The following is a 10,523-nucleotide window of genomic DNA, read 5'->3' as shown; positions in this document are numbered from 1 at the left end:
GGGTGGGACGGAAGGGGGCATGAACGTCGGCGTGGACGGCCTGGACCCCTCCTCCATCCAGCTCATTGGAACGGCGGTGACGCCCGCGGTGATGGTGGCCGGCTGCGGCATCCTGGCCACCGGCCTGGACAATCAGATTTCGCGCATCACCGCGCGCATGCGGGACATGGTCCGGGAATGGCGCACGCTGCCGGAGGGTCACGCGCGCCGCTCGCTCCTGCGCGAGGAGGTGGCCATCATGGACCGCCGCCACGCCATCCTCGCGCGGGCCATTGGCTCCACCTACGCGGCGCTGCGCCTGAGCCGCCGCGCCATCACACTGGAGGGCGCGGAGCTGTTCCGCGACGGGCGGCCAGGCGGCCCACCGCCCCCCTGAATTTGTTCCGCAGCGCACGCGAAGGTGCTAGCCGGTGCCTCCGAGACGCGCGGGTCTGGTACGTCCCGCCCAACCCTCACCGTGGAGCACGTGAACATGGCAAACGCCAAGGTCTTCTTCGACATGTCGATTGGTGGCCAGCCCGCCGGCCGCATCGTGATGGAGCTGTTCTCCGACGACGTTCCCAAGACCGCCGAGAACTTCCGCGCCCTGTGCACGGGTGAGAAGGGCATGGGCAAGAGCGGCAAGCCGCTGCACTTCAAGGGCACGCCCTTCCACCGCGTCATCCCGCAGTTCATGTGCCAGGGCGGCGACATCACGCTCGGCAATGGCTACGGCGGCGAGTCCATCTACGGCGAGAAGTTCGCGGACGAGAACTTCAAGCACAAGCACACCGGCCCGGGCATCCTCTCCATGGCCAACGCGGGCCCGAACAGCAACGGCTCGCAGTTCTTCCTCACCACCGCCACCACCTCGTGGCTGGACGGCAAGCACGTCGTCTTCGGCAAGGTCGTCGAGGGCATGGACGTGGTGCAGAAGATTGAATCCGTGGGCAGCCAGTCCGGCGCCACGCGCCAGCCCGTGAAGATCGAGGACAGCGGCCAGCTGTAATCCGCTCACGTCCCGTCTCACCCTGAAGGCCCATCCGTGCGCGGGTGGGCCTTCGTTGTTTCAGGACAGTCCGTGGGACGCGTCCTCGTCCTCCTCCTCGCGAGCATCCTCCGGCCGTGAAGTCCGCGCGGGCATCGCGCCGAACGCGCGCAATATCTCCAGGGGGATGGGCAGGATGGTGTGGTTGCCGCCGCCGGTGATCTCCACCAGCGTTTGCAGGTAGCGCAGCTGGAGCGTGGCGGGGTTGCGGCTGAGCACGTCCGCGGCCATCGAGAGCTTCTCCGCGGCCTGGTGTTCGCCCTCCGCGGCGATGATCTTCGCGCGGCGCTCGCGTTCGGCTTCTGCCTGCCGGGCGATGGCCCGCTGCATCTCCAGAGGCAGGTCGATGTGCTTCACCTCCACGTTGGAGACCTTCACGCCCCACGGGTCGGTGCGCGCGTCGAGCACCTGCTGCAATTCATGATTGATGCGCTCGCGCTGGGACAGCAGGTCGTCCAGCTCCACCTGCCCCAGGATGGCGCGCAGGGTCGTCTGGGCAATCTGGCTGGTGGCGTAGAGGTAGTCCTCCACCTGGAGCACGGCCTTGTCCGCCTGGATGACGCGGAAGTAGACGACGGCGTTGACCTTCACGCTGACGTTGTCCTTGGTGATGACGTCCTGCGGGGGCACGTCGCGCGCCACGGTGCGCAGGTCGATGATGACCATCCGTTCAATGAAGGGGATGAGCCAGCGGAAGCCCGCGCGCTTGAGGCCCACGTAGCGGCCCAGCCGGAACACGACGCCGTTCTGGTACTCGGTGACGATGCGCACGCCGGAGATGAAGAGGACGAACAGCACGGCCAGGGGGATGAGCCACCCCAGCGCTCCGAACAGCACGGTCATGGCATGGACTCCGCGACGGTGAGGGTGAGCCCCTCCACGGCGCGCACGACGACCCGGGCGCCCTCATGGATGGGAGTGAAGGAGACGGCGCGCCAGCGCTCGCCGTGGACGAACACCTCGCCGCCCGAAGGCGTGACGGGGCCCAGCGCGGTGCCCGCCTCGCCGACGAGCCCCGCGTCGCCGCCCCGCTGCGGCAGCCTGCGCGTCTGGGCGCTGCGGTACACGACGAAGGCCATGGCCCCCGCGAACACGAGCGCCGTGGGCAGCATCACGCTCCACGACAGGCGGAAGGACGGCTCCACGAACCAGCCCGGCTCGAAGCGGTCCACCAGGAACACGCCCCCCAGTATCAACAGCCCCACGCCCGCCGCGCCCAGCAGGCCGCTGGTGACGAACAGCTCCGCGATGATCAGCCCCACCCCCACCAGCATCAATACCAGCGCCCCCGAGCGCACCGGCAGCGTCGCGGACGCCATCAACGCCAGCACCAGCGCGACGCAGCCAATGAGCCCCGGCGCCACCGCGCCCGGATGGGACAGCTCCACCACCAGGCCCAGCGCCGCCACGAGGAACAGCAGGTAGACGAGCGTCGGCTGCGCGAGCGCATGCACCACCTGCTGGGACAGCCCCGGCTCCAGGGACACCACGCGGGCATCGCGGGTGGCCAGCGTCACGCTGTCACCGCCCGCGACCTCCACGCGGCGCCCATCGACGGAAGCGAGGAACGCGGCTTCAGTCGGTGAGACGAGCTCCACCACGCGAAGCGCCACGGCGCGGTCCGCGGGAACGCTGGCGCTGTCGCGCACGGCGGCCGCGGCCCACTCGGGGTTGCGGCCCCGTTGCCGGGCGATGCCCTCCGCGAAGGCGACCGTGTCGTTCTCCACCTTCTTGGCGAGCTGTTCACCGCCGACCTGCTCCACGTCCTCGCCCCCTGCGCCCACGGGGTGCGCCGCGCCGATGTTCGTCCCCGGCGCCATGGCGCTCACGTTGGAGGCGAGCGCGATGAAAACGCCCGCGCTGCCGGCATGCGCGCCGGAAGGCCCCACCCACACGAGCACGGGAACGCGCGAGCCCAGGAACGCACGCACCACGGTGCGGGTGGCCTCCAGCGAACCGCCCGGCGTGTCCAGCCGCACGAGCAACGCCGAGGCCCCACCGTCCTCCGCGCGCTTCACGCAGTCCGCGAGGTACGCGCCCGAGCCGGCATCCACCACGCCCTCCAGCTCGCACCGCGCGACGAAGGACGGTGAAGCAGGCGCCGCCGGAGCGACGAAGCCCACGAAGACGAAGGCCAGGAGCCAGCCCCAGAGGACGTGACGGAGCCAGCTCATCCTGTCGACGTGCTTCCGCATGGCCGCCCCCGGTGCGCGCGCTCCTCGCGCGCACACGCACTCGGACAACGATGTGCATTGGACCTTCGGATGACCGGAAATCGAAGCCGGGGGCCTGGAGGGCATGCGGGCAGGAGGGGACCGGCGCCTCGCTTGTGCATCCATTCCTGGACGTTGCAAGGGATGCGCGTTGCTGGAGGAGGACGCACCTCCCTAGGGTCAGCCTCTCGATCTTCTCCCAGGAGGTTTCATGCGCCGTGCCGTGCTGCTCATCGCTGCTCTGGGCCTGTCCGCTGCTGGAGCGGTGGCTTGCAAGACCACCCAGCCCGCGGGGACGGAGGACCAGATGCCCATCCAGGGACCGGACACGGTCCGCGAAGAAATCCAGAACGTGCCCAACGAACCGGCGGGCCCCGCGGGTCCCGTCAATGCGCCGGACGTGGATGGCGGCACCCCCCAGGGCGGCGGATAGTCTTCCGCCCCATGACGGCAGAGACCAAGGTCTACAAGGCGGAGCGCGTGTGGACGCTCGATGCGGAGCGTCCGCGCGCGGAAGCATTGGCGGTGCGTGACGGGCGGGTGCTCGCGGTGGGGACGCTCGCGGAGGTGCGTGCCGCCGCGGGGCCCAGCGCGCGCGAAGTGGACCTGGGCCGGGCCACGGTGGTGCCCGGCCTGGTGGACGCGCACGCGCACCTTCACGGCCTGGGGAAGAGCCTGACCACGGTGCGCCTGGAGAAGGCGCCCTCGGTGGAGGACGTGGTCCAGCGTCTGGCGAAGGCGTCCGCGTCGAGCTTCCAGGGGGACTGGTTGCTCGGCAAGGGATGGGATCAGAACGAGTGGCCCGGCGCCGCGTTCCCCGGCCGCGCGGAGCTGGATGCGCGCTTCCCCACGACGCCGGTGTTCCTCATGCGCGTGGATCACCACGCGGCCTGGGTCAATGGTGAAGCGCTGCGCCGCGCGGGCATCACCCGCGACACGCCGGATCCGACAGGAGGCCGCATCCTCAAGGACGCGAGCGGCGAGCCCACCGGCGTCCTCGTGGACAACGCGATGGACGTGGTGGAGGCCGCCATCCCCGCGCCCACGAAGGAGCAGCTGGAGACCCGGCTGCGAGCCGCGCTGGAGCGGTGCGCGCAGGTCGGCCTCACGGGCGTGCACGACGCGGGCATGGACCTGCAGGCCTTCCGCACGCTGCAGGCCTGGGACGCGGCGGGGACGCTGCCGCTGCGCGTCTACGCGATGGCGGCGGGGCAGGGTGAACAGCGTCACGCCTACCTGGAGCAGGGGCCGTGGCAGGGGCGCCACCTGGCGATGCGCTCGGTGAAGTTCCTGGCGGACGGCGCCCTGGGAAGCCGGGGCGCGGCGCTGCACGAGGACTACAGCGACGAGCCCGGCCAGCGAGGCCTGCTGCTGCTCGCGCCCGAAGAGCTCGAAGCCCGCGCGCAGGCCTTCATGGCCCGGGGCTTCCAGGTGTGCATCCATGCCATTGGAGACCGTGCCAATACATTGGTCGTGGACGTGCTGCTGCGAGGCGCGGAGCGGACGGGCACGCAGGCCCTGCGTCACCGCGTGGAGCACGCGCAGATCCTGAGGCTGGAGGACATCCGCAGGCTGGGCGCGGCGGGGCTGGTGGCCAGCGTGCAGCCCACGCACGCCACCAGCGACATGCCCTGGGCCCACACGCGGCTGGGGCGCGAGCGGCTGCGCGGGGCCTACGCCTGGCGCACGTTGAAGGACGCGGGCGCGCACCTGGCGCTGGGCAGTGACTTCCCCATCGAGAACCCGGACGTGCTCGCGGGGCTCTACGCGGCGCGCACGCGGCAGGACGCGAAGGGCTGGCCGGAGGGTGGCTGGTATCCCGAGGAGCGCCTGAGCGCCCAGGAGGCGCTGGAGGGCTTCACGGTGGGGCCCGCGTGGGCGTCCTTCGAGGAGGCGCGGCGCGGAAGGCTGAAGGCCGGCCTGGACGCGGACTTCGTCGCGCTGTCGGAGGACCCGCTGGAGGGGCCCGCGGCCGCGCTGGTGGACGCGCGCGTGCTGGCCACGGTGGTGGCGGGCGCGGAGGTGTTCCGGGCGGCGTGAGTCTCAGCCGCCGAAGATGTGCGAGCGCGCGGCCTCGGCGATGGCGACGACGGCGGGGTGGCGCAGGCGGCGCTCCACGGTGATGGCGTAGAAGCACTGCTCGATTTCGTCGGTGTGCCCGATGGCGGTGACGTTGAACTGCCGCTGCACCTCGGCGTCGATGATGGAGGGCATGGCGAAGATGCCGTGCCCCTTCTGTCCGAAGGCCTGGAGCAGCGCGCTGTCGTCGAAGTCACCGGCGACGAGGGGCCGGATGCCCAGCCGCTCGAACCACAGGTCCAGCGAGCGGCGCACCGAGGACTCCTCCGACGGCAGCAGCATGGGCGCGCCATCCAGCGAGCGCGGGAAGTCCTTGCGCAGGTGCGCGAGCGGCTGGGCGGCGAAGAACGTCACGCCGCACTTGCCCAGCAGGTGGTTGAAGGACCGGACGCTGACGGGCTCGGAGCCGGGCGCGTCCGCGAGCACCACGTCCAGCTCATGCAGCGCCAGCTGTGCGAGCAGCTGGGGCAGGGGGCTCTCGCGGCAGATGATGCGCAGCGAGGGGCCGGCCTCCAGCGCGGGCTTGAGCAGCTGCTCGGCCACGAGCTTGGGGATGACGTCGAGCACGCCCACGTTGAGGCGCAGCTGCTGGCCGGTGGGCAGGCCGGAGACGACGTTCTTCAGCTCGTTGCCCAGGCGGAAGATCTCATCCGCGTAGCGCATCACGGTGCGGCCCACGTCGGAGAGGACGAGCTTGCGGCCCTTGCGCTCGAAGAGCTGGTGGCCCAGCGACTCCTCCAGCAGCTTGATCTGCGCGCTGATGGTCGGTTGGGCGAGGTGCAGCTCTTCACTCGCCTTGGCGATGCTGCCTGCCCGCGCAACCGTCCAGAAATACAGGAGATGGTGGTAGTTGAGCCAGGCCATGACTTAGGAATAACCGAAGGGTTTCATCCAAACTAGCTCATTTTTTTAAGAGTCGCCCCCGCTTATTTCTTCGTCCGTCACCGCGCGATGGGTGCACGGGGGACTGATTGGGGAGGTACGCGTCATGGAAGCCATCTGCGAGGAGTTCGAGTCCACGACGGTGGAGGGTGTGGAGACCGAGGTGGACTCGGCGGAAGTGGAGATGCGGGTGCGGGGGCACCTGGAGCTGGTCCGCCGGCTGGCCTGGAAGTACCGCTGGACGGGCCTGTCGTTGGAGGAGCTGATGGCGGAGGGCAACGTCGGCCTGGTGGAGGCGGCGCGCCGGTTCGAGGAGCGGGGAGTGCCGTTCGGCGCCTACGCGCAGCAGTGGATCCGCGCGCGCATCCGGGCGTACGTGTCCCGCACCTGGAGTGTGGCGGGGGGCCGCGCGCCGTGGATCGTCTTCCAGCTCCGCCGCGAGCGTGCGCGGCTGGAGGCCCGCTGGGGCGAGGGCCACCCGGAAGTGACGAAGCGGCTGGCCGAGGCGCTGGGCAAGAAGGAGGAGGACGTGGTGCGGGGGACGGACGCGCTGGCGAAGGACGTGTCCCTGAACGCGCCCCTGGGGCTGGAGGGGGACGTGACGCGCCTGGACATGCTGGAGTCGGACGAGGACTCGGTGGAGGAGCTGGCGGACCGGGGGGCCTGGGCCGAGAAGCTGCACCAGAGCGTGGAGGAGGCCTGGCCGGAGCTGGACGCGCGGGAGCGGGCGCTGGTGAAGGAGCGGATGCTGGTGGAGGACGGGGTGAGCGCGGAGTTCCTGGCGAAGCGCTTCGGGGTGACGGCGGTGCGCATCCGGCAGATCGAGCAGGGGCTGCGCCAGAAGCTGCGCCAGCGGCTGACGGCGGGATGCACGGCCTGGGACGGCGAAGCGCCCCGGCTGGCGGCCTGAGTGTCGGGCGAGGAGGAGGCCTGGCGGAAAGAGGTTGACGGCGCGAGCCAGCAAACGTAAATCGGCGCTGCCGCTCGCGGTGCGCGGTACGCCCAAGTAGCTCAGTCGGTAGAGCAGGGGACTGAAAATCCCCGTGTCGGTGGTTCGATTCCGCCCTTGGGCACACCAGTCAGAAGAATCTGAAGGGCGTCGGACTCCGGTCCGGCGCCCTTTCTCTTTGCCCGGTGCTCCTGCCCCTCTTGAGGTGGCCGCCGCGAGCGCGAGGTCACACCCTCACAGCTCGATGCCGTAGGAGCGCGCCACGCGGCGGATGGCCTCCGCGTCCCCCTCGCTCTGCGCGAAGTACGCCCTGCTCTCCTCCTTGCGGCCAAGCCGCGCCAGCACCATGGCGATGGCGAGCGAGCGGTCCCGGGTGCCGATCCGCTGGTTCTCGGCCTCGAGGAACGCAATCACGTCGTCCGCCGTGTGGAATCGCTCGAAGAAGGGCAGGACGCGCTGGAGCAGGTCGGACCTCAGGCGCTCGCCCAGTTCGAGCGGATCCACGGCTCCGGAGAGGACGTACTGGGCCTGAGGGTCGCCCCAGAGCGCGCCCACGTTCACGACGTAGGCGCCGAAGGCCTTCGTCACCAGCACCTTCTCCGTGAGCTTCTTCTCGCCGGCCAACTCGCCGACGAAGAGGCCCAACTGGAGCGCGAAGCTCAGCGAGTGAGCGGTGCTCCACCGCGACACCTCGATCTTGAGGAGCTTGCCCAGCGCCGGCTCGGCCTTCGTGTACGTCCGGCCGTGTACCTGGAAGCCCCGGCTCACCAGCAGCGGCTCCACCTCCCGGTCGAGCACGGCCTCCATCGCCTTCTTGTAGCCACCCACCGACTGCGTGCGCAGCGTCTCGGCGGTGGCCTCGGCCGCGGCGTGCCTCAGCACGTCGAGCGACACCGCCCCACCGGCTTCATCTTCCAGCCGGCAGCCCGCCGCTTCGAGGAAGAGCCGCCCGCCCTGGAGGAGCGGCGCCGCCTTCCGGTCCTGGACGCGCACGAAGGTGGACGGCGGCGTTCCCGGCCCCAGGCCCATGCCGAGCAGTTGCAGGCGGAGCGCCGCCAGGCGCTCCAGGTCCTCGATGGGCGGCGACTCCGGTGCCCACGGCGCGAAGACGAGGCGTTGGCAACGCTGGAGGACGACAGAGAGGCTCTTGCTGCCCCGGAGGACGTGCGCGGCCACCTCCGGGTGGAGCACGCAGAGGACGCGATCCTCGCCGAGGGAGTGCAGGCCGCGCAGCTCGCCGAAGCGCAGCAGCGCGAGCACCGAATGGACGTCGTGGGAAGGCGTCTGGCTCATACGAGATTGTTCTGGGCCATGTGGTCGCGGATGTACCGCGCCGTGGCTGAGTCCCCCGAGCTCTCGAGCAGCGCGGCCCCCTGGCGCAACTGGTCGACGCCGCCCGTGGGCACGGACGTCAGGCGCTGCGTCACCGTGCTCAGGACGGTCATCGGGTCTCTCAGCGGGTTGAGGGCGGCGAAGAAGGCCTGCGTCGGATCCTGGATGAGCGCGGACGCGGCGGTCGCGGAGGCCGGCGCCACCGAGGTGCCCGCGGTGCGCTCATAGTCCGCGCCGGTCGCGGGCGCCTGCTGCTCGGGTGTCAGGGCCCTGGCCAGGTTCGCGCTCGCCGTGGGCAGGTTGGGCGAGCCGATGCCCAGCAGGACGAGGAGTCCCGAGGCGGCGGAGGCCAGCGCCACCACCGAGCCCACTACGCCCACCGTGGACGTGCCTCCCGATGGGGCCTCCCCCAGCAGTGACACGATGAGCGCCACGATGGCCAACAGCATCAACAGGATGAGCGCGGAGAAGGCGAGCACCCGGCTGTGCTCCAGCCCCCAATCGACGATGGAGCCGACCAGGTCCTGCACCCACCGGGCGACAGCGCGGCCCCCCTCGATGATGCCCTCCAGCACGGACTCCAGCGCCCGGCGCCCCTGCCGGAGCAGATCCTTCAGCTCGTTCACCAGGCGCCGGAAGAGGGGGTACCAGGCCGGGCTCGCGGGCAGCCCCGACCCGGTGCACCAGTAGACGATCGCGCCGAGCGCGTCCGCTTCGATGTGCAGCTCCTTCAGCGGGTCCCCCCAGAAGGGTCCCAGGTTCATGTCGGTGCCCGTCGTGGAGGACAGGTCCAGCAACCCGCCCGCGAGGAGCCGGGCTCCCATGGGGCCGGTGAAGTAGTTCAGGTCGGCGACGTCGGTGTGCGGCGCTCGGGTCAGCCACTCATCATGGCGCTGGGCGTAGTGCCGCGCCTCGTTGTGCGCCACCGCGTCTCCGGTCTGCGTGGACTTGATCTCCGCGATGCGCGCCACGCCGTCCACCCTCCATAGGTCCGCGAAGCCGTGCGGAGTGATGGCGGGAGGATGGGGGATGCCCATGAGCAGCTTCGTCGCGCGCGGGATGGACTGGGGCGGGATGCGCAGCTGCGCGGCAATCTGCCCGTGGGCGATGCTGCCGGCGATCCACGGCGGCAGCGGGATGCGCCAGTTGTGGCAGTTGGTGGGCGTGGAACTCGTGTGCGTGGTGCGCTGGATGAGGCCGCCCGTGGTGGCGCGGGCGCTCCCGGACTGTTGCACCACGTGCGACAACTCGTGGGCCATCAGGTGGCGGCCGGCTCCCGAGTCCAGGTCCGGCAGCCCGCGCTCGAAGTAGATGTCCGAGCCGTGGGTGAAGGCCTTGGCCTGAAGGGCCTGGTTGAGGTGGGTCGCCCGGCCATCGGTGTGCACCCGCACGCGACCGAAGTCCTCGCCGAACGCGCGCTCCATGTCGGACCTGAAGGGCCGCGGCAGGGGCTGTCCCGCGCCGCGCGCGTCGGTCAGCTGCCGCGCCAGCGCCGCTCCGGCGTCGCTCGTATCGGGCCCGGCGGCGAGGGTGTCCGCGCCCTGCCGCGCCTTGCGCTGGATGGCTGCCTCCTCCTCGCACTTCGAGCAGCGACGGGAGATGGCGGGCGCGGACACGCTGCGCGCGAGCGGAGGCGGAGCCCCCTTCGGCAGGAGGACCCAGTCCGCCATGGCATCCGCCTGACGCTCGTGCGGGTCGTCCACGCGGCTGACTGAGAGGCGGGCCTGCACCGGAAGTGACGGCGGGCAGTGGGTGCACCCGCCGGGCGGCAGCAGGGGGATGTCCTCGAAGCGGAAGCTCACCCGTGAAGAGGTGGGAGGCGCGTCGCAAGCCCCGCTGCCGTGCGCCGGCATGGGCGCGGGCGAGAAGCCGTCCGCCAGGGGCCGGTGCTCCGGAGGCGCCGCGTCGTGGTTCGCGGTCGCCGCGGAGACAGGCTTGCGCGCCACGCTGGCGCCATGCTTCTCGGCGCTCGGCTGGGGCGCCGCTCGAGTTCTCATCGAGGACATGTGGACCGCTCCCCCCGTGCATGCAACTGGGCGGA

At 70.9% G+C, this 10,523-nt stretch carries 10 protein-coding genes and 1 tRNA gene; 6 read left to right on the top strand and 5 right to left on the bottom strand.

Going from position 1 to position 10,523, the window contains the following annotated elements:
• Together D7X96_RS31095 and D7X96_RS31090 are read left to right on the top strand one after the other, a co-directional pair.
• Positions 1-376 (top strand): DUF2721 domain-containing protein (locus D7X96_RS31095; protein ID WP_370450197.1); only part of this gene is annotated, 376 nt, incomplete at its 5' end.
• A gap of 96 nt (positions 377-472) precedes the next feature.
• Positions 473-988 carry a peptidylprolyl isomerase gene (locus D7X96_RS31090; protein WP_120551282.1) on the top strand — a complete coding sequence of 172 codons (516 nt, stop codon included), beginning with the start codon at positions 473-475 and terminating at the stop codon, positions 986-988.
• Positions 989-1,048: 60 nt separating this feature from the next.
• On the opposite strand, the gene D7X96_RS31085 is transcribed toward D7X96_RS31090, so the two are convergent.
• Both D7X96_RS31085 and D7X96_RS31080 read right to left on the bottom strand, forming a co-directional pair.
• Positions 1,049-1,870, bottom strand: a complete 822-nt coding sequence (locus D7X96_RS31085) for a slipin family protein (protein WP_120551281.1) — start codon at positions 1,868-1,870, stop codon at positions 1,049-1,051.
• Entirely contained in the window at positions 1,867-3,201 is a 1,335-nt protein-coding gene (locus tag D7X96_RS31080) for an NfeD family protein (protein WP_244219787.1), read from the bottom strand. Before D7X96_RS31080 ends, D7X96_RS31085 begins: the two co-directional genes overlap by 4 nt.
• Positions 3,202-3,451: 250 nt before the next feature.
• Between D7X96_RS31080 and D7X96_RS31075 the strand changes: the two genes are divergently transcribed.
• Together D7X96_RS31075 and D7X96_RS31070 are read left to right on the top strand one after the other, a co-directional pair.
• Positions 3,452-3,673 (top strand): hypothetical protein, encoded by a 222-nt coding sequence (locus D7X96_RS31075; RefSeq protein ID WP_120551279.1) that lies wholly within the window; start codon positions 3,452-3,454, stop codon positions 3,671-3,673.
• An 11-nt stretch (positions 3,674-3,684) separates the two neighbouring features.
• Positions 3,685-5,280: an amidohydrolase gene (locus D7X96_RS31070; RefSeq protein ID WP_121771398.1), complete on the top strand. Its 1,596-nt coding sequence runs from the start codon at positions 3,685-3,687 to the stop codon at positions 5,278-5,280.
• A 3-nt stretch (positions 5,281-5,283) separates the two neighbouring features.
• Here the strand turns inward: D7X96_RS31070 and nhaR are convergent, their stop codons facing one another.
• Positions 5,284-6,183, bottom strand: a complete 900-nt coding sequence (nhaR, locus tag D7X96_RS31065) for a transcriptional activator NhaR (protein ID WP_121771397.1) — start codon at positions 6,181-6,183, stop codon at positions 5,284-5,286.
• 124 nt (positions 6,184-6,307) lie between these two features.
• On the opposite strand from nhaR, the gene D7X96_RS31060 reads away from it, so the two are divergent.
• Positions 6,308-7,111 (top strand): sigma-70 family RNA polymerase sigma factor, encoded by an 804-nt coding sequence (locus D7X96_RS31060; protein WP_121771396.1) that lies wholly within the window; start codon positions 6,308-6,310, stop codon positions 7,109-7,111.
• Between the two features lie 90 nt (positions 7,112-7,201).
• A tRNA-Phe gene (locus tag D7X96_RS31055) sits at positions 7,202-7,274 on the top strand.
• Positions 7,275-7,384: 110 nt separating this feature from the next.
• Here the strand turns inward: D7X96_RS31055 and D7X96_RS31050 are convergent.
• Together D7X96_RS31050 and D7X96_RS31045 are read right to left on the bottom strand one after the other, a co-directional pair.
• Positions 7,385-8,443: a DUF4304 domain-containing protein gene (locus D7X96_RS31050; RefSeq protein WP_121771395.1), complete on the bottom strand. Its 1,059-nt coding sequence runs from the start codon at positions 8,441-8,443 to the stop codon at positions 7,385-7,387.
• Positions 8,440-10,488 carry an eCIS core domain-containing protein gene (locus tag D7X96_RS31045; RefSeq protein ID WP_121722970.1) on the bottom strand — a complete coding sequence of 683 codons (2,049 nt, stop codon included), beginning with the start codon at positions 10,486-10,488 and terminating at the stop codon, positions 8,440-8,442. Before D7X96_RS31045 ends, D7X96_RS31050 begins: the two co-directional genes overlap by 4 nt.
• Positions 10,489-10,523: the final 35 nt, after the last annotated feature.

Origin of the sequence: Corallococcus interemptor, assembly GCF_003668875.1 — a bacterium.
Classification (GTDB): Bacteria; Myxococcota; Myxococcia; order Myxococcales; family Myxococcaceae; genus Corallococcus; species Corallococcus interemptor.
Note: the sequence above shows the minus strand (reverse complement) of the source record. Positions and strands in the feature narration are given on the sequence as shown.